The following is a 19146-nucleotide window of genomic DNA, read 5'->3' as shown; positions in this document are numbered from 1 at the left end:
GGCGTGACGCGCCCGGAAGAATTTCGGCTTGACTTTCCCCAAGTTCTACACATGTGGACTCTGCGCGCGGCAACCTTCAAGGGCGAGTTTAAGTACATTCTCATCCACAGGGTGGGGAAACAAGAAAGCCCAGATCAAGCGGCAGAATATTCTTGACAACTGGGGTACTCCACCGGGTTATCCACAGGCGTTCTGCACAGACACTCCGGACTTGTTAGTCCGCTCTCCACAGAGTTATCCACAGCCCGTGTTGCGGGTCGATTCGGTCGCTCGTAGCGTGGGCAAGCGACCGAATGTCGGGAGCTCCTGCTTTGCTGCGTTGCGGGCCTTTTCTCGGCCTGCCAGCACCAGGGGAACGTCGCACGAAGGGAACAGCGTGTCGATTGCGGACATCTCAGAAGAGCGCCTCGGCGGTCAGCGCCGCCCCGAGCGAACCCCTCCGCACGACCTGTTGGCCGAGCAGAGCGCGCTCGGCGGCATGCTGCTGTCGAAAGACGCCGTCGCCGATGTGATCGAGACGCTCAAGGGCGCCGACTTCTACGTGCCCAAGCACGAGCTCATCTTCGAGGCGATCCTGTCGCTCTACTCGCACGGCGAGCCCACCGACGTCGTCGCGGTCACCGACGAGCTCATCAAGACCGGCGAGCTCGGCCGGGCCGGCGGCGCCGACTACCTGCACACGCTCACCTCGATCGTCCCCACCGCGGCCAACGCCGGCTACTACGCCGGCATCGTCTCGGAGCGGGCGATCCTGCGCCGCCTCGTCGACGCGGGCACGCGCATCGTGCAGCTCGGCTACGACGGCCAGGGCGACGCGACCGACATCGTCAACAACGCCCAGGCCGAGATCTACTCGGTCACCGGTTCGGAGACCGCCGAAGACTACGTGCCCCTGACGATCGCGGTCGACGCGGCGCTCGAGGAGATCGAGGCCGCCAGCGGTCGCGACGGATCGATGACCGGCATCCCGACCGGCTTCAAAGAACTCGATGAGCTCACCAACGGTCTGCACGGCGGCCAGATGATCGTCGTCGCGGCCCGACCCGCCATGGGTAAGTCGACGCTCGCGCTCGACTTCGCCCGCGCGGCATCCATCGGCCACAACATCCCGTCGATCTTCTTCTCGCTCGAAATGGGCAAGAGCGAGATCGCGATGCGTCTGCTCAGCGCCGAGGGTGCGATCCCGCTGCAGAGCATGCGCAAGGGAACGCTCGACCCGCGTGACTGGACCACCGTCGCCGCGACCCGCGGTCGCATCAACGACGCCCCCCTCTACATCGACGACAGCCCCAACATGACGCTCGTCGAGATCCGCGCCAAGTGCCGACGCCTCAAGCAGCGCGCCGGCCTGCGCATGGTCGTCATCGACTACCTGCAGCTCATGACGTCGGGCAAGCGCGTCGAGTCGCGTCAGCAAGAGGTCTCGGAGTTCTCGCGTGCGCTCAAGCTGCTCGCCAAGGAACTGCACGTGCCCGTCATCGCGCTGTCGCAGCTGAACCGTGGTTCCGAGCAGCGCCAAGACAAGAAGCCCGCGATCAGCGACCTTCGTGAGTCCGGCTCGATCGAGCAGGATGCCGACATGGTCATGCTCCTGCACCGCGACTCGGTCTACGACAAAGACGTGCGCCCGGGCGAGGCCGACCTGATCGTCGCCAAGCACCGTAACGGTCCGACCGCGACGATCCCTCTCGCCTTCCAGGGCCACTACTCCCGCTTCATGGACATGGCCCCGGGCGGCGACTTCAACTGAGTGATCGCGGCGGTTTAGCCGCTGCGCACTTTGGTTCGCGACCCCAGAGTCGAGCTTCGCGTCGGGACCCGCAACGTAGTGTGGTGTTCACGTCCTGAGCAACGAGCACGCAGCCCTGTCGCGCATCCACCTCGTTCAGGCGGCTGGGCGGCCGGCGGGGTTTCGACATTCGATCGATGGAGAGACACGATGAGCGAGGCATCCCAGACTCCCGAACCCGTGGGACCCGGCGACAGCGGAGAAGCGACGCTCCCCGAGGCGCTCATGCTTCTTCTGTTCAACCCGCGCAACGGAACCATCGCCGGCGAGGGCTTGAATCTGATGTACGCGCTGGGCGGCGCGATGATCACCGAGCTCGCCATGCACGGGCACATCGAACTCGACCAGGCGAAGCGCAAGGCTCGACGAGTCGGCGACGGGCCGGCCTCGTCGCTGCTGCGGGGAGCCTGGAGCAGGGTCCCCGAGCAGACCACCGGGATCAGGTCGCTCGTCATCGACATCGGCAAACGATCGCGGGAGACCACTCTGGACCGCCTCATCGAGAGAGGTGACATCAACAAGGAAGCACGCCGCTTCCTCGGCTTCATCCCGACGCACGCGCTCGTCGCAGGAGCCACCGGAACCCGTGACCGTCTGCTCGCCCCGGTGCGGGCGGCGCTGGTCGACGGTGTGGAACCCGACTCCCGGACTGCCGCGCTCATCGCGTTGCTCTCGGCCAGCAACAACCTGCCGGCCATGCACGCGGACATTCCCTGGTCCGGCGAGATCCATACCCGCGGCAAGAAGTTCGAGCGGGGAGACTGGGGCGCGAAGGCCGCATCAGACCTCATCCTGAGCTCGCTGGTTGCACAGCTCGCTTCGACGGCGTTCGCGACGACCGTGTCGGCACTCGGGCGACCCGACTGATCAGGATGCTCCGCTGATCAGGAACCCCGAAGGGCTGCGTCAGTGCTCGGGGTGAACGATCAGCCACCGGGCGACGGCGTCTTCCGTGCCCGTGTTGTGGATGCGGTGGGGCAATGAGCAGGGGTAGTTGATGGCGTCGCCCGCACGAAGAATGACACGCTCAGCATCGAAGTCGATCGTCAGCTCTCCGGAGATCATCGTTCCCACCTCGTAGCCGTCGTGGCGGAACAGCCCGGCCTCGGCGTGAGCGCTCGCGCCGGGAGGATACGTCGACTCGAAGTAGTCCACGCCCGGTGTGCGCCCCGGTGAAAGTCGACGGAACAGCACGCCGCTCTCGAGTGTCACCGATGAGGAGTGTCCTGCGCGATCCAGGGTGAATCCGCCCGCAGGAGCCTCGGGCTCGGCGGCCGGCTCGATGCGTGCGTCGAAGACCGCCGCCAGCGGCACACCGAGAGCGTCGGTGATGGCGATCAGCCGCGAGACGCTCGGTTGCAGAACGCTGCGCTCAATCTGCGACACCGCACTCGGCGAGATGCCCAGCCGAAGTGCGAGGGATCGGGCCGACATCCCTTGCCCCTTGCGCAGATCGCGGAGGCGCGCACCCACGTCGAGGCCCGGGGGGAGCGGAGCGAGCGCGTTGTCGGCGTGCGGCATGTCTCGATTCTACGGATAGCTCGGGGCGAGTGAAGGCCGAACTTCACAACGACGTTACATGCGCGAAACCCGCGCAGCGATGTTAATCAATAGCTTCATTCTCAGTATCACCAATCCGGACCCCGACGTCGTGGTCATCGTCTTCATGACAGCAGGCCTCCTGGCCTCCTCCGGAAGGTATGGAAATGACTCCTCCGCACACGCAGGCGCCCACATCGGCGTCTCCGCAGACGAAACCGCAGGACATCGTCGAAGCCGCCGGGCACCCGACCGGCTCCGGCAACATGAAACCCGAGTACGACCCTCGCCTCGCCAACGAAGACCTCGCGCCCCTGCGCAAGCAGAAGTGGTCGTCGTACAACATCTTCGCGTTCTGGATGTCGGACGTTCACTCCGTGGGCGGGTACGTCACCGCGGGCTCGCTCTTCGCACTCGGCATCGCCGCCTGGCAGGTGCTCGTGGCTCTCGTCGTCGGCATCGTCATCGTGCAGGTGTTCACGAACCTGGTCGCGAAGCCGAGCCAGAAGACGGGCGTGCCCTACCCCGTCGTCAACCGCGCGATCTTCGGCGTGAAGGGCGCGAACATCCCGGCCGTGATCCGCGGGGTCATCGCCATCGCCTGGTACGGCGTGCAGACGTTCCTCGCCGCGCAGTCCCTGAACATCATCTTCCTCAAGTTCATCCCGGGGGCTGCCGCGCTTCTCGACGTGGGCTTCCTCGGTCTCTCCGCACTCGGCTGGATCTCTTATGCGATCCTCTGGGTCGCGCAGGTCGCCCTGTTCTGGAAGGGCATGGAGGTCATCCGCCGCTTCATCGACTGGGCGGGTCCTGCCGTCTACGTCGTCATGATCATCCTGGCCATCTACCTGGTCTCGCAGGCCGGATGGGAGAACATCAGCTTCGACCTCTCCGACCCGAGCCAGCCGGCGGTCGGATTCTGGGGATCGATCGGACTGATGTTCATGGCGATCGGCGTCGTGGTGTCGTACTTCTCGGGTCCGATGCTCAACTTCGGCGACTTCGCCCGCTACGGCAAGAGCTTCGACGCGGTCAAGAAGGGCAACTTCTGGGGCCTCCCGGTCAACTTCCTGTTCTTCTCCCTGCTGGTCGTCATCACGGCATCCGCCACCGTGCCCGTATTCGGCGAGCTCATCACCGACCCGATCCACACGGTGGAGCGCATCGACACCCCCGTCGCGATTCTGCTGGGTGGCCTGACGTTCGTCACGGCCACGGTCGGGATCAACATCGTCGCGAACTTCATCGCCCCCGCGTTCGACTTCTCGAACGTCGCACCGCAGAAGATCTCGTGGCGCATGGGTGGCATGATCGCCGCCGTCGGCTCGGTCTTCCTGCTCCCGTGGAACTGGTACTCCGACGCCACCGCCATCCACTACTCGCTCGGTGTGCTCGCCGCGCTCATCGGCCCGCTGTTCGGACTGCTGATCGCCGGGTACTACATCGCCGCGCGTCAGCGGATCAAGACCGACGAGATGTTCTCGATGTCGGAGCAGGGTGCCTACTGGTACAGCAAGGGCTACAACCCGAACGCGCTCAAGGCCCTGGCCTGGGCGGGCGTTCCGACGATCCTGATCGCCGTGCTTCCCAAGATGCTCGCCGACCTCGGACTGTTCGACATCTCGTGGATCGGCAACTTCACCTGGTTCATCGGGTGCGGGCTGGGCTTCCTCGCCTTCACCGTGCTCGAGCGGATCGACCCGAAGGTGCCGACCTTCGAGGGCGAGAGCGATGGCATCTCCGACGGCACGAGCGACGGCGCTGCGGCGACCGCCGAGTCCGAGCCGTCGCCCATCTCCGCCGAGGTGCCTGTGATCTCGGAGGGGCGTGCGTGAAGATCACGCTCATCAACCCGAACACCTCCCGGGCGATGACCGCGAAGATCGCGGTCGCCGCCCGGGAGGTGGCCGGACCCGATATCGAGATCGATGCGGTCTGCCCCGTGGACGGCCCCGATGCGATCGAGAGTCACGTCGATGAGGCTTTCGCCGCCGTCGCGGTGATCGACCTCATCGAAGACGATCAGCGCCGCGGTGGCAGCGACGCGTATGTGATCGCCTGCTTCGGCGACCCGGGATTGGATGCCGCGCGCGAGCTCGTCGACGTGCCCGTCGTCGGAATCGCGGAGGCCGCCATGCACGTCGCCGCGATCTCGGGACGATCGTTCGGTGTCGTCACGACGCTCACGCGAACCCTTGGCAGGGCGCGCGATCTCGTCGCCCGCTACGGCATGGGCGAGGCGTGCGTGTCACTGGCCGGCACCGGCATCCCCGTGCTCGATCTGGAGGACACGTCGTCGGAGTCGTTCGAGCGCATCGCGGAACTCTGCCATGCCGCGGTGGATGCCGAGGCGGATGTGATCGTGCTCGGCTGCGCGGGCATGGCCGATCTGTGCCGGACACTCGGGGTTCGCGTCGGTGTGCCCGTGGTCGACGGTGTCGGCGCGGCTGTCGGCATCGCCGCGGGGATGGTGCGGATGGGTGTGGGGACGAGCAAGCGTGATGAGTACGCGACGCCTCCACGACGAGCCGCGCTGGTCGGGAGCATCTGAGGGCATGAGCAGGACTCGCTTCACCATCCGGGCCACGCGCGCCTGGATCGACGGCACGATCCGTCCCGCAGACGTGCGCGTCGAGGACGGCATGATCACCGGCATCGACGTTCCGCGCGGTGCCCCGCGCCGCAGCGTCACCGTGCGTGACGATGCGGTCCTGCTTCCGGGGCTGATCGACTCGCACGTGCACGTCAACGACCCCGGTCGCACCGCTTGGGAGGGGTTCCGTTCGGCCACCCTCGCGGCTGCGGCCGGGGGCATCACGACGATCGTCGACATGCCGTTGAACTCGTTGCCGCCGACCACCACGCGCGCCGCACTCGACCGGAAGCGCGACACCGCCGCTCCGTCGGCGTTCGTCGACGTCGGATTCTGGGGCGGCGCCGTGCCCGAGAACCTCGCCGATCTCGCCGCGCTGCACGACGCGGGCGTCTTCGGTTTCAAGTGCTTCCTCTCGCCATCGGGCGTCGACGAGTTCGCGCATCTCGACGTCGTGCAGTTGGAGGCGGTGATGACCGAGGTGGCCCGCCTCGGGTCCCGTCTCATCGTGCACGCCGAGGATCCGGCGCTCCTGCAGGCCGACGGTCCGATGGGGCGCGAGTACCGCACGTTCCTCGAGTCTCGCCCGCCGGCGAGCGAGGCCTCCGCGATCGAGACCGTGATCGCGACCGCCCGGCGCACCGGTGCCCGAGCGCACATCCTGCACCTCAGTGACGCGACCGCGCTTCCGGTGATCATCGCCGCGAAGGCGGAAGGGCTGGCCTTGACGGTCGAGACCTGCCCGCACTACCTGACGTTGATCGCCGAAGACATCCCCGACGGGGCGAGCGAGTTCAAGTGCTGTCCGCCGATCCGCGAGGCCTCCAACCGCGACCTGCTGTGGGAGGGCATCCGCTCCGGCGCGATCGATGCCATCGTGAGCGACCATTCGCCGAGCACGATCGCGCTCAAGCGCGCCGGCGACGGAGATTTCGGTCTGGCCTGGGGTGGCATCTCGGGATTGCAGCTCGGGCTGTCGGTGGTATGGACCGAGGCCCGCACGCGCGGCATCCCGCTCGAAACCCTGCTGCCGCTCTTCACGACGGGCCCTGCCCGGGTCGCCGGCCTCACCGGTGTCGGCACCATCGAGGTCGGCGCCCCCGCCGATCTCACCGTGTTCGGCACGGAGGATCGATTCCCCATCCGCGCGTCTTCACTGCTGCACCGCAACCCCATCACGGCCTACGACGGTCGCACTCTCACCGGGCGCATCCGTCGCACATGGTTGCGCGGCCGACCGATCTACGACGTCACCGAGGGCGGGGCCGGAGAGGCGCCGTGGTTCCGGCGACGGGCATCGGGGCGCATTCTCTCGGCCGGGGAGGCACGCGCATGACTGCAGATCGGCCCGCCTTCGACCTCTCCCTTCCGGTGTTGCAGCCGCGGCAGGAGGAGGTCGATGGAGAACGATACCTATCGGCGGCGCCGCAGAACGTGCTGTGGGGGAGGCTCCCGTGCGCGACCGATCACGCAGTGCTGGAGATCTTGTCGGGCGAGACCGTCACGATCGACACCGTCAGTCACGAGGGCATCCTCGAGGACCAGGGGAAAGATCCGCTCGCCTACTTCGGGGCGCATGGCGTACCGGCCGAGGCGGTGCTCGACGACGCCATCGCCATCGCCAGCGCTCTCTCCCGCGACCCCGGTCACGACGGACCGCACGTTGTGACCGGGCCGATCCGGGTAACGGATGCCCGCCCCGGCGACCTTCTCCGCATCACGGTGCTGCGCCTCGAACCTCGCGTGCCCTATGGCGTGATCTCCAACCGGCACGGCAAGGGCGCGCTCGCCGGCGAGCTGCCCCGCAGCGCGGGACCCGTGAGCGTGTTCACCGCGGTGGCGCAGCGGCCGACGGGGCTCGTCGGCGTTCTGCCGGTGCACGAGGGCGGCCCCGCTCTCGTCGAGTTCCCGCTGGAGCCGTTCCTCGGCACGATGGGCGTGGCCGTCGCCGATGCCGAGCGGCCGCACTCGGTGCCACCGGGTGCCCACGGAGGCAACATCGACATCAAGCTGCTCACCGAGGGGGCGACGCTCTATCTGCCGGTGCAGGTGCCCGGTGCGCTCGCCTACGTGGGTGACCCGCACTTCGCGCAGGGCGACGGCGAGGTGGCGCTCACGGCGATGGAGGCGTCGTTGCGTGCGACGCTGCGCTTCGACGTGGTGCCGCGCGCGGAGGCCCTTTCCGAATTCGGTGAGGTGCTCGGACCGCTCATCCGTACGCCGGAGTATCTGGTTCCCACCGGCCTCGATCCCGACCTCGACGTCGCGATGCGCAACTGCGTGCGCGCCGCGCTGGGGCTCATCCGGGCTCGGTGGGGCCTCGACGAGCACCTCGCATACGCCTACCTGTCGGCGGCGACCGACTTCGACATCTCGCAGGTCGTCGACATCGTGTGCGGCGTGCACGCACGCATCCGCGAGTCGGACTTCGCCCGCGTCGATCGCCCGGCCGCACGCGAGAGTGAGGAGATCGTATGAGCGACACCTTCGATCACGGCATCCCCGACGATCTCTCGCGCGCGTTCGCGGAGTACGAGCGGGCCATCCTGGCGAACGACCTCGACGTGCTCGACGCGTCTTTCAGCCGACGGCCCGGCACGATGCGCGGCGACCATGCCGGGCTCCTGGTGGGCCACGACGCGATCAGCGCTTTCCGCAGCACGCGTGGGGGAGTTCCCACCCGTTCGATCGAGCGCATCGAATACCGTCCGCTCGGCGCTGACATCGCGCTCCTGGTCTCGGTCTCCCGCTACGCCGGCGGCGGCACCGGGTTGCAGACCCAGATCTGGGAACGGGAGGACGATCGCTGGCTGATCGTGTCGGCGCACGTGACCCCGCGATCGCCAGCCCTGGACCGTTCGGTGTGGCGCACCGTCGGCGACCCGCTCTGGCAGGGCGCCTGGGAGGGGCCGCTCGCCGGTCTCTCCGTCGCGGTGAAAGACCTCTTCGCCGTCAAGGGCTACCGGATCGGGGCGGGCAACCCGACCTACCTCGACGGTGCGCGCGCCGAGCCGAGCACCGCTCCGGCTGTCACCGACCTGCTGCGCGGCGGAGCATCGCTGCGGGGTATCGCACGCACCGACGAGTTCGCCTACTCGATCGCCGGAGACAACGCGCACTACGGCACCCCTCCGAACGGTGCTCTCCCCGGCGCTCTGCCCGGAGGGTCTTCGAGCGGAGCCGCATCCGCCGTCGCCACGGGGCAGGCCGATGTCGCCCTCGCCACAGACACTGCGGGGTCGATCCGGGTACCCGCGTCGTACCAGGGACTCTGGGGGCTGCGCACCACACACGGTCTGATCCCGCGGCAGGGACTGCTCCCGCTCGCGCAGACGTTCGACACCGTCGGGTGGCTCGCCCGCGACGGCGAGACGTTGCTGCGTGTGGCGGAATGGTGCCTGAGCTATGGCGGATCCGAGTCGACGGAGAGCGTCCAAGGGGAGTCGGATGCCGATCTCCCCTGGCGCCTCGTGGTGGCCGAAGAGATGGTCGACGCCTGCGACCCGGCCACGCGCGACGCTTTCGAGGAGATGCTGCTCGAGCTCGCTGCGAGCGACGACGCGCCGGACGTGCATCGCGAGTCGATCGGCCCGTTGGCGGACTACTCGACGCCGTTCCGCACCGTCCAGGCCGCGGAGGCCTGGCGGAACCACGGAGAGTGGGTGCAGGCGCATCCGTCCGCTCTCGGAGCGTCGGTGGCCGAGCGCTTCCGCTACGCGGCCTCGGTGACCGCCCACGACGAGACGGTCGCGCGGGCCGCGCTCGTCGCACCGCGCGACCGACTCGTGCGCCTCGTGCGCGACGCGGTGGTCATCGCACCGACGGTGCCGGGCCCCGCTCCTCTGCGCACGGCCCGGGGCGAGGGACTCGACCTCGTGCGGCAGGCCACGCTGCGTGTGACCAGTCCGGCGTCCGTCGCCGGACTCCCTGCCGCATCGGTGCCGCTGCTCACCGTCGACTCCGCGCTCGGACCCGCGCCGGTCGGAGTGACCCTCCTCTCTCGCCCCGGCACCGACATCGCGCTCGTGCGACTCGCCCGGCGGCTCGCGTCCTCGACGACCCACAGAACGGAAGAACCATGACGGATGCCGTGATCCCCGGCCCTATCGACCCACCCGCCCGCCTGCTGATGGGCCCGGGCCCGACGTCGGCGTACCCGAGCGTGCTGCGGGCGATGTCGGCGCCTCTCGTCGGCCAATACGACCCCTTCATGACGTCGGCGATGACCGAGACGCAGGAGCTCTACCGGAGCGTCTGGGGAACCGCCAACGAGGCGACCCTTCTGATCGACGGCACGTCGCGCGCCGGCATCGAGGCGGCCATCCTCTCGCTCGTGCGCCCGGGCGACCGCGTGCTCGTGCCGATCTTCGGGCGCTTCGGCCATCTGCTCGCCGAGATCGCCGAGCGTGCGCTCGCCGAGGTGCACACGATCGAGACCGAGTGGGGGCAGGTGTTCCCGGTGTCGGTGATCGAGGAGGCGATCGTACGGGTGCAGCCCACCCTGCTCGCGATCGTGCAGGGCGACACGTCGACCACGATGAATCAGCCCCTCGATGAGCTGGGCGAGATCTGCGCACGGCACGGCGTGCTGTTCTACTCCGATGTGACCGCGTCGTTGGGCGGCAACGAGTTCGAGGCGGATGCCTGGGGACTCGATGCCGCGACCGCAGGACTGCAGAAGTGCCTCGGCGGCCCGTCGGGATCCGCGCCGGTCACTCTCTCGCCACGCGCCGTCGAGGTGGTGCAGGCCCGCAAGAAGATCGAGGCGGGCATCCGTGAATCCGACGACGCCGACGCGACCGATTTCGTGCGGTCGAACTACTTCGATCTCGGGATGATCCTCGAATACTGGGGGCCGCGCCGACTCAACCACCACACCGAGGCGACGTCGATGCTCTACGCGGCACGCGAGTGCGCGCGGGTGCTGGTCGCTGAAGGGAGAGCCGCGGTGATCGCACGCCACCGGCTCGCGGGCGAGGCGATGCTCGCCGGCGTGCGCGGGCTCGGGCTCGAGGTGTTCGGCGACGTGTCGCACAAGATGAGCAACGTCGTCGCTGTCGAGATCCCCGACGGTGTGCCCGGAGACATCGCCCGCAAGGAGCTGCTCGATGATTTCGGCATCGAGATCGGCACCTCGTTCGGACCGCTGCACGGGAGGGTGTGGCGCATCGGGACCATGGGTGTGAACGCCCGACGCGATGCGGTGCTCACCACCCTCGCCGCGGTCGAATCGGTGCTGCGTCGTTTCGGGGCACCCGTCGCCGCGGGCGGGGGAGTGGACGCCGCCCGCGACACGTACGCGGGGGCCGAGTGAGCGCGCTTCTCGACCGGTTCCTCGATGATGCCGGCCTCGATCGGGTGACGGCTGCTGCACGACGGGTGATGACGAGGTGCGAGGAGCTCGCGCGCATCAGCGGTGCGGAGAGCGGCATCGAACGCGTGTACCTCTCGCCGGAGCACGCCCGCGCGAATCGCCTCGTCGCCGAATGGATGCGCGAGGCGGGGATGACGACGTGGCAGGATGCTGCGGGCAATCAGGTGGGGAGGCTGGAGGCGCGTTCGGTCACCGCGGACCCGCACGTCGATCGGGATGCTCCGGCGCTGCTGCTCGGCTCCCATCTCGACACCGTGCCGGATGCCGGACGATACGACGGCATCGTCGGAGTGCTGATGGCCATCGAGACGGTGCGGTTGCTGCGGGTGCGCGCCGGCGACTCCTGGATCTCGCCCTTCGCCTTCGCGATCGAGGTCATCGCTTTCTCGGATGAGGAGGGCACCCGGTTCGGCACGGCGCTGCTGGGTTCGGCGGCCGTCGCCGGCACCTGGGACCCCGAGTGGTGGACCCTCACGGATGCCGGAGGGACGACGCTGCGACAGGCGTTCCTGGAGTTCGGGCTCGACCCCGGCCGCGTCGGCGAGGCGGGCCGTCGCCCCGAGGAGCTGGTCGGCTACCTCGAGGCACACATCGAACAGGGCCCCGAGCTCGATCAGCGAGGCGAGGCGCTCGCCGTGGTCTCGTCGATCGCAAGCGCGCGACGCTTCCAGTTCGTGATGGAGGGCGAAGCCCGCCATGCCGGCGGAACGCCCTACGCGTCACGGCACGACGCTCTTCTCGGAGCCAGCGAAGCGGCGCTCGCGGTCGAGCGGATCTGCATGGCGGAGCATCATGTCGTCGGCACGGTCGGCCGATTCGAGGCGTTCCCCGGGGCGGTCAACGTCATTCCCGGCGAGGTGCGGTTCAGCCTCGATCTGCGCGGCGAGTTCGATGAGCGTCGAGACGAGGTCTGGAACCGGATCGCCGAGGACCTCGGAGCGATCGCCTGGCGGCGCGGGCTGCGGTGGCAGGCGCGCGAGGTGCACCGAGCGGCGGCCGTGACCTGCGCCCCGCTGCTGCAGGACGTCGTCCGCGAAGGTATTCTGACGACGCTTCCGAACGGTGCCGATGAACCCGCGGTGATCTTCAGCCGGGCAGGTCACGACGGCATGGCGATGGCGGCGATCACCGGTGTCGGCATGCTCTTCCTGCGCAACGCCCATGGCATCAGCCATCACCCCGACGAACATGTGGAGGGTGCCGACGTCGCCCGCGGCATCCGTGCCCTCGCCGAAGCCGTGCTGCAGCTGGGCTCCGAATCCCGCACCACTCTCGAGAGGATCCGCCGATGACGCTGATCACCCGCCCGCGCTCCGGTGAGCGAGCACCCACCGTCACGCTGTGGATGATGATGGTGCTGACCTTCGTCACAGGTGTCGTCGACGCCGTCGGATTCCTCGGTCTCGACCGCGTCTTCGTCGGCAACATGACGGGAAACATCGTGATCCTCGGCATGGCGGTGGCGGGCGCCGACGACCTTCCGGTCGTCGGTCCGGCGATCGCGCTCGGCACCTTCACCGCAGGGGCCTTCATCGGGGGCATGGTGCTGCGCTCACGACGCAAGATCTGGAGCGGAGGGGTCTCGATGCTGCTCGGCTGCGGTGCCGCCGTTCTGGGCCTGCTCGGGCTGGCATTCGTGGTGCCGGGGTGGGCGGAATCTCCGGCATTGGAACTCGTCGCCTCCTCGGCGACGGCGGCCGCCATGGGCGTGCAGGCGGCGGTCGCGCGCAGCCTCGCCGTCGCCGATGTCACGACCGTGGTGGTGACGTCGACCCTCACGTCTCTCGCGAGCGAGTCGCTGGTCTCGGGCGGGGCGAAGGGACTGTGGAACCGCCGCTTCGCCGCGATCGCGATCATCTTCGCCGGCGCGCTCGCCGGCGCCGTGCTGCTGCGTTTCGGAGTGGCCGTGCCTCTCTTCGTGGCGGCGCTGCTCACGCTGGTCGTGGTCGCCTGGGGCCACCGCTCGCTGCACGTGCCGGCGTGAGGCGCGCACGGACGGGCACTCCTCCCCATCGCCTCGGCGAGCCGCACCCGATACGGTGAGGCACCTGCGCGAAAGGATGGAGATATCGTGACTCAAAGCCCACCGGCAGCCGAAGCTGTAGCCACCCGCCTGCTCGCGGAGCGAGTGAAGCAGCTGGAGCGCGCTGTGCTCGTCTTCCCCGTCATGGTCATCGAGGTGCTGCTCGCCGCCTCGCTCGTTCTTCCCTTCGTGCGGGACACCGTCGATGATGAGGACACCTCGGTCACCTTCTTCGACCTCGCACTCGCCCTCCTCGCCCCGACCGACGACGGTGACGCCGATGAGGCCGACGTTCTCTTCGGAATCGCGTTCATCGTTCTCGTGGTCGTCATCATCGCGACCCTGATCGCGGTGGCGGTGACGCTGCGGAGTGCGGCCTCCAGGGCGGCGGAGATCACGCTGTCGATCGCCGTCGGGCTTCTCCTCGCCGGCACGCTCGGAGCATGGCTCACGGTTTCGATGTTCCTCAGCAAGAACAACCCCCCGAGCATCGAAATGGCGCTTCCCGTGCTCACCGTTGCGGCGCTGCTCGCGGCGGTGTTCGCGTTCCCGCCCGTGTATCGCAGCATCCGTGAACCGTAAGACCTCACAGAGAGAAGCAGAGACGATGACCGAGCAGGAGCTGCCACGGCACGACGTCTCACGACGAGTGCTTCTCGTCGTCGGGGTGGCCGCTGTGCTCGCCATCATCGTCTTGCTCTTTCTGCCGTCCCGCATTCACCTCGGGGTCGACGGCGACGACCACCCGGGTTACACCACGGAGTGCGCGTCGATCGCCGTCGCCGGATGGCCGCGTGATCTGGGCGCGTCTTCGGAAGACAGGATGGTCGCTCGCGGGGTCACATCGACCGACGATTCCGACGGCCCCGAGTACGAGATCTGTCACACCCGGCGAACCCTCTACACGGCGGGTATCGGCGTGCTCGCCGTTCCCGCGAGCGCCCTCATGATCTTGGCGGCGACGCGACGAAAGTCGTGATTCGGTCGGGTGAATCAGGCCCACGGATGTCACCCGCCGCCGCACAACCCACTCGAGAACGCCAGGAGAATCCATGCGCAAGGTGAAGAGCGGCTCAGCCGGTGCGGTCCTGATGGCAGTGCTGATGCTCGCGGGGTGTGCGCCCGACGGGGATGCGGACGGCGCCGACGACAAGACAGGGTTCGCGGAGGATGCCACGGTCGGTGTTCTTCTGCCCGAGGAGGAGGACGGCGACATCGGTCAGGCCCGCGACACCGGTGAGCTGTTCGCCGAAGCACTCGAAGGAGCGGGGTTCACTGCGGATGTGCAGTTCCAGAACCCGAGTCCGAAGGCGGATGAGCGGGGGCAGATCGAAGACATGATCGACAGCGGTGCGAAGGTGTTGATCATCGCAGATGTGCACATCGGTCGCTCGGTCGACGTGCTCAACGATGCCCGCGACGACGGAGTGATCATCATCGCCTACGAAAGGCTCAACCCCTGGGGAACGATCGCCGATTACGGAGTCGCCGTCGACCACTTCGAGGTCGGGGAGTCGCAGGCGAAGGCGCTGCTCGAGGGTCTGGCGGAGAAGTACCCGGAGCAATCGACGTACACCGTGGAACTGTTCTCGGGCGTTCCCTCCGATGACGACGACACGACGATGTTCGAGGGAGCGATGAGCATCCTGCAGCCGAAGATCGACGACGGCACGCTGGTCGTCGTCTCCGGTGAAGTGTCACGCAAAGAAACCGACACCGAATCCTGGCGGGAGAACTCGATCACGCGTATGGACGCGCTTCTTCAGGGTCCGTACCAATCGGTTTCGCTCGATGGGGTGCTGGTGCCGAATGACCTCCACGCCCAGGCCGTCATCGAGTCGGTGTCAGCCCACGGTCGCGAGGTGCCCGTCGTCGTCGGACAGGGGTCGGCTCCCGACGCGGTGAGCTCCATCGTGTCGGGCGTGCAATACGCGACGACGTATACGGACGAGCGAGACCTCGTCGATATGGCGATCACGATGGTCGAGCAGCTGCAGGGCGGGGAGAAAGTCACGGTCGTGCCTTCGCGACCCGAGACAGAGCAGTTCATCGACTTCCCGACGAACCTGTTGGCGCCCGTGCTCGCTACGCACGAGAACGCGGCGGAGGTCTACGCCGACGATCCCGACCTTGCACCGCTCACGCAGCCGTGACGCCGAGTCGACACGCGGCCGATGACCGCGACCGCCCGTAGGATCGGCTCATGCAACCGGGGGACGGCGCCGAGCGTCGAGAATTGGCATGGGCGGATGCTCCGGAGTGGCGCGATCCTGCACGAGCCGCTCGCTCCGACGCGCTTCGCCGCGATCTCGAACGCGAGACCAGCACGTTGCGCGGCTTCCGGCGGCGCATCCGCACCGACCGTGAATGGTCGATACTCGGGCTGATCCTCGGTGTGCCGGTGCTCGTGTTCACGCTCGCCGACCCGATTCAGGCGCTGCCCACCGTCGGTTTGTCCACCGTCTGGGAGCGCATGCTGACCGAGCACCGGCTCTGGTGGGTCGCGCTGGGCGTGGTGCTCGTCGGCATTGCGATGGTGTCGAGCGCGGTGCGGGTGCGGCGCGAGTTCGCGTGGTTCCGGCAGAACGGGTGGATCGCCTTGCAGGCGAACACCGGTCTGACCGAGGTGCACTCGGAGGGGCCGACCTATCTGGGCTACGACTACCGCCTGGTCGGCGGGGCGGCCGACAGTCTCGTGCGGAAGTTCGGGGACCCCGTCATGCTGATCTCGCCCGCCGGCATGGCGATCGGCACCTTCAGCGGAGCAGTTGCAGCGGTGCGGTCGAGCACGGTCGCGCGAAGCCGCGGCGACGAGATGCTGAGTCGACTCCGGCAGCAGCTCGGCAAGCTTCGAGCCGTGCCCGCCGAGCCGTGGTTCCCGAACACCGGCGGGTGCTTCGTCGGTCCGACGACGGATGCTCCGCTCGTCGCTGCCATCCCCCGCACCGTCGCCGACGGGCAGCGGATCCGGCTCGGACGGATCCGATTGTCGGCCGACGAGCGGGCGAGCCTCGCGTGAGCCGCGCTCGGTCGAAATGGCCGCGGACGCAGCGCTAGGGCAGCAGCACCGACAGGCGCTTCTTGCGCCGGTTCTCGGCGACGATCCAGGCGATGTCCGCGTGGGCAGTGTCGAGTGCGCGGAACGCCGGAAGGCCATGCTCGGGGTTGGCCGCGACGGCGATGCTCCAGCAATAGCCGAGTGCTTGGCGCAGAGTGCGGGCAGAACCGCCCTTGCGCTGCGAGTCCGGTAGGGCGGCGAGGCGCTCGGTCGCGATTCGGCAGACCTCGAGCGCCGCCGCCTTCGCCGCGTCTGTGTGCAGCAGCCGCGGTTCGCACAGCGCGGCGACGGCCGCCCGCTGCACGAGTGGATCGGCATCCTCCGCCCACTGGCGCGCGATTGGGATCAGCGAGGCGACGTCACGGTCGCCCAGGTGCTGCAGCCCGATGGCCACGCCCTCGCGAACACGCCAGCGTGAATCGGCCGCCAGGCCTCGCGCCTGCTCCTCGGCGAACGGGTCATCGGCGCGCCTGCCGATCAGGGCGGCCGCGCACATCGCCGTGTACTCGTCGCCATCGTCGAGCAGCAGAGGAGCCAGATCCGGATCGGCGAGCGAGACGACGGCGTCGACGAGGGTGAGGTTCGCCCGCGGACCGGGCAGACCCGATTGTTCCTTCAGGTACGCGGGTATCTCCGCACGGTCGAGCCCCTGCAGTGCCGTCACCCACACCTGTTTCGCGGACATGCGACGAGCTTAGGACAGGGGCGGTAGGGGAGCACAGCGAGCCCGCGCCGCGGCATCCGTCCCTGCCGGCGGCTCAGCCGCCGAACGGGTCGAGTCCCGTTGCAGCCACGGAGATGTCCCACAGCCGGTCGGCTGCGTCGACGTCGATGGCCCACTCCTTGACGCCGCCACCGGTGGTGTCGGTGTGCTCCGACGGCACGACGCCCTTGAGTGAGGAGTCTTCGGCGTAGGTGCCGCCGCGGGTGATCAGCTCGGGGGCGGTGGCGGCCCACAGCCCGGTGGCGGCGCCCTGGGCGGGCGTCTTGAAGAGCGGGTTCGGGGTGCCGTCGGCGTCGATCCAGTTGCGCTTCACGAGCTCTTCGTGGGGCATGTGGCGCTGCAGTTCGGTCATGATGCCCCCGGGGTGAACTGAGAACGCATGGATGCCGCGGCCCGCAGCGCGCGCATCGAGCCCGACGGCGAACAGCGCGTTCGCCGTCTTCGCCTGCCCGTACGACACCCAGGGGTCGTACGGGGTGACGTCGAAGTTGATGTCGTCGAAGCGCACGGGCGACCGGTAGTGACCGACCGACGAGTACGACACGACCCGTGCTCCCTCAGTCAGAAGGTCGGCGACGCCTCCGAGCAGAGCGAAGTGGCCGAGGTGGTTCGTGCCGAACTGCGACTCCCAACCCTGGGGTGTTCGCTGGAAGGGCGTCGCCATGATGCCGGCCACATTGATGACGAGATCGATCGGCGCCCCTGCCGCGCGCACACCCGCCGCGAACGCCGCGACGGAGTCGAGGTCCCCGAGATCCAGGGGCATGACCTGCACGCCGGCGATTCCCTCGAGCGCCGTGGTCGCAGCCTCGACGCGGCGGGCCGGTGCGATCACACCGACGCCGGCATCAGCGAGCGCCTTCACCGTCTCGAGGCCGAGCCCGGAGTATCCGCCGGTCACGATCGCCCTCTTGCCGGCCAGATCGTGGCCCGCGATGACTTCGGCGGCGGTCGTGCGATAGCCGAAGGCCGTGGCGAGCGGCTGCTGGCGAGCGATCATGTCGGATGTTGTCGTCATGGCTCGATCGTACGATCTGCAGCGACTACCGGGACGCGTTCGGGGGCGCGGTGCGTACTCTCTCGTCGACGTAGTCGCCCACGAACCACTCCGCCCGTCCGTCGACGCGCGAGCCGATCTTCGAGACGCGGTGCGACAGCAGCAACCATCCCGGGAACATCCCGCGCTCGCCGGGAGCATCCGGCAGTCGGGTGACCGTCGCCAATCCGCGCTCCTGCAGTGCCGCTGCCGCAGCCGTCAGCTCATCCGCCAGGCGGCGCCGGTGTGCGTCGGGGAGCGCCGCATACGCGTCTTCGATTCGGCGCGCTGTCACATCGGCCTGTGTGAGGAGGTTCCTGCGCAGTGCGCGAGGCCGCTCCTTCGCGGCAGCGTCGGCCTTCTTCGTGAGTTTCGGATCGCGGCGGCGCCTCGCCAGCCGGATGGTGCTGGAGCATCCACTCACCAGCAGCGCGACGGTCGTGAGAACCAGCGCCCACGGGGGTGTGGGAATCCCGCTCTCACGGACCAGGAACATCCAGACGAGGTTGGGAACGCCCAAGACCACGGGACCCCAGGCGAAGACGTCTCGCGGGGGAACGTGGTGCCGGTACGGCGCTTGCAGGGCGACCTGCGCGATGACCGACACGCTGAGGAGAACGGCCCCCCAGGAGTGCGTGGTGGGCGCCCATTCGATCGGGAGGGGCGTGCCCGACCTGCCGCCGCTGGGGAAGACGAAGGCGAAGAATGCGGCGAAGGCGAAGAGGCGAACGACGAGCAGGACCCCCATCAGCCGGTGGCCGCCCGTACTCGTCAACCACGCGGGCTGGTAGCGAGCATCCATCTTCCGGCGAGAGGCGATGGCGGCCTCGTCGAACCGGTCGAGTTCGGCGTCTACGGCCGCGGCGTATTCCGGCACTGCCGAGACGACCATCTCGTCGAGCACGTGCCGAGACCGTCGGTAGGCGCGCGGGTTCACGTGCGCCGCCCAGTCCGTCACGGGAGAGGATGCTGCGGGCGCGGTCATGCCCTCAGTATGGCAACCACGGTCG

At 68.3% G+C, this 19146-nt stretch carries 18 protein-coding genes; 14 read left to right on the top strand and 4 right to left on the bottom strand.

What is annotated here, in order from left to right; all coding sequences use genetic code 11:
- Positions 1 to 376 precede the first annotated feature (376 nt).
- Positions 377 to 1750 (top strand): replicative DNA helicase, encoded by a 1374-nt coding sequence (gene dnaB / locus ACIOSY_RS01705; RefSeq protein WP_400848017.1) that lies wholly within the window; start codon positions 377 to 379, stop codon positions 1748 to 1750.
- 189 nt (positions 1751 to 1939) lie between these two features.
- Positions 1940 to 2656: a GPP34 family phosphoprotein gene (locus ACIOSY_RS01700; RefSeq protein WP_400848014.1), complete on the top strand. Its 717-nt coding sequence runs from the start codon at positions 1940 to 1942 to the stop codon at positions 2654 to 2656.
- 39 nt (positions 2657 to 2695) lie between these two features.
- Here the strand turns inward: ACIOSY_RS01700 and ACIOSY_RS01695 are convergent, their stop codons facing one another.
- On the bottom strand, positions 2696 to 3310 hold the full coding sequence (locus ACIOSY_RS01695) for a helix-turn-helix domain-containing protein (protein WP_400848011.1): 615 nt from the start codon (positions 3308 to 3310) through the stop codon (positions 2696 to 2698).
- 185 nt (positions 3311 to 3495) lie between these two features.
- Between ACIOSY_RS01695 and ACIOSY_RS01690 the strand changes: the two genes are divergently transcribed.
- The 12 genes from ACIOSY_RS01690 to ACIOSY_RS01635 all read left to right on the top strand — a co-directional run bounded on the left by ACIOSY_RS01690 (position 3496) and on the right by ACIOSY_RS01635 (position 16337).
- Positions 3496 to 5163 (top strand): NCS1 family nucleobase:cation symporter-1, encoded by a 1668-nt coding sequence (locus tag ACIOSY_RS01690; RefSeq protein WP_400848008.1) that lies wholly within the window; start codon positions 3496 to 3498, stop codon positions 5161 to 5163.
- Complete coding sequence (locus ACIOSY_RS01685) at positions 5160 to 5879, top strand: aspartate/glutamate racemase family protein (RefSeq protein ID WP_400848005.1); 720 nt, start codon at positions 5160 to 5162, stop codon at positions 5877 to 5879. Before ACIOSY_RS01690 ends, ACIOSY_RS01685 begins: the two co-directional genes overlap by 4 nt.
- 4 nt (positions 5880 to 5883) lie before the next feature.
- Entirely contained in the window at positions 5884 to 7257 is a 1374-nt protein-coding gene (gene allB, locus ACIOSY_RS01680; protein WP_400848002.1) for an allantoinase AllB, read from the top strand.
- Positions 7254 to 8399 (top strand): acetamidase/formamidase family protein, encoded by a 1146-nt coding sequence (locus tag ACIOSY_RS01675; RefSeq protein ID WP_400847999.1) that lies wholly within the window; start codon positions 7254 to 7256, stop codon positions 8397 to 8399. The genes allB and ACIOSY_RS01675 overlap by 4 nt, the downstream gene beginning before the upstream one ends.
- A complete protein-coding gene (locus tag ACIOSY_RS01670) occupies positions 8396 to 10003 on the top strand; it encodes an AtzH-like domain-containing protein (RefSeq protein WP_400847996.1) in 1608 nt (535 codons plus the stop codon). Before ACIOSY_RS01675 ends, ACIOSY_RS01670 begins: the two co-directional genes overlap by 4 nt.
- Positions 10000 to 11235, top strand: coding sequence for a pyridoxal-phosphate-dependent aminotransferase family protein (locus tag ACIOSY_RS01665; protein WP_400847993.1), 1236 nt, complete (start codon positions 10000 to 10002; stop codon positions 11233 to 11235). The genes ACIOSY_RS01670 and ACIOSY_RS01665 overlap by 4 nt, the downstream gene beginning before the upstream one ends.
- Positions 11232 to 12587: an allantoate amidohydrolase gene (locus ACIOSY_RS01660; RefSeq protein WP_400847990.1), complete on the top strand. Its 1356-nt coding sequence runs from the start codon at positions 11232 to 11234 to the stop codon at positions 12585 to 12587. Before ACIOSY_RS01665 ends, ACIOSY_RS01660 begins: the two co-directional genes overlap by 4 nt.
- Complete coding sequence (locus tag ACIOSY_RS01655) at positions 12584 to 13279, top strand: YoaK family protein (RefSeq protein ID WP_400847987.1); 696 nt, start codon at positions 12584 to 12586, stop codon at positions 13277 to 13279. The genes ACIOSY_RS01660 and ACIOSY_RS01655 overlap by 4 nt, the downstream gene beginning before the upstream one ends.
- 87 nt (positions 13280 to 13366) lie before the next feature.
- Positions 13367 to 13900, top strand: coding sequence for a hypothetical protein (locus ACIOSY_RS01650; protein ID WP_400847984.1), 534 nt, complete (start codon positions 13367 to 13369; stop codon positions 13898 to 13900).
- Between the two features lie 25 nt (positions 13901 to 13925).
- Positions 13926 to 14297, top strand: coding sequence for a hypothetical protein (locus tag ACIOSY_RS01645; protein ID WP_400847981.1), 372 nt, complete (start codon positions 13926 to 13928; stop codon positions 14295 to 14297).
- 73 nt (positions 14298 to 14370) lie between these two features.
- Positions 14371 to 15471, top strand: coding sequence for a substrate-binding domain-containing protein (locus tag ACIOSY_RS01640; RefSeq protein WP_400847978.1), 1101 nt, complete (start codon positions 14371 to 14373; stop codon positions 15469 to 15471).
- Between the two features lie 50 nt (positions 15472 to 15521).
- Entirely contained in the window at positions 15522 to 16337 is an 816-nt protein-coding gene (locus tag ACIOSY_RS01635; RefSeq protein ID WP_400847975.1) for a hypothetical protein, read from the top strand.
- Between the two features lie 34 nt (positions 16338 to 16371).
- Here the strand turns inward: ACIOSY_RS01635 and ACIOSY_RS01630 are convergent, their stop codons facing one another.
- The 3 genes from ACIOSY_RS01630 to ACIOSY_RS01620 form a co-directional block, all read right to left on the bottom strand.
- Complete coding sequence (locus ACIOSY_RS01630; protein ID WP_400847972.1) at positions 16372 to 17061, bottom strand: HEAT repeat domain-containing protein; 690 nt, start codon at positions 17059 to 17061, stop codon at positions 16372 to 16374.
- Between the two features lie 73 nt (positions 17062 to 17134).
- Positions 17135 to 18118 carry an oxidoreductase gene (locus ACIOSY_RS01625; protein ID WP_400847969.1) on the bottom strand — a complete coding sequence of 328 codons (984 nt, stop codon included), beginning with the start codon at positions 18116 to 18118 and terminating at the stop codon, positions 17135 to 17137.
- A gap of 25 nt (positions 18119 to 18143) precedes the next feature.
- A complete protein-coding gene (locus ACIOSY_RS01620; protein WP_400847966.1) occupies positions 18144 to 19121 on the bottom strand; it encodes a hypothetical protein in 978 nt (325 codons plus the stop codon).
- Between the last annotated feature and the right edge of the window lie 25 nt (positions 19122 to 19146).

It is taken from the genome of Microbacterium sp. NPDC087665, assembly GCF_044743285.1.
In the GTDB taxonomy this organism is placed as follows: Bacteria; Actinomycetota; Actinomycetes; order Actinomycetales; family Microbacteriaceae; genus Microbacterium.
This window is presented reverse-complemented; position numbering and strand designations above follow the sequence as displayed.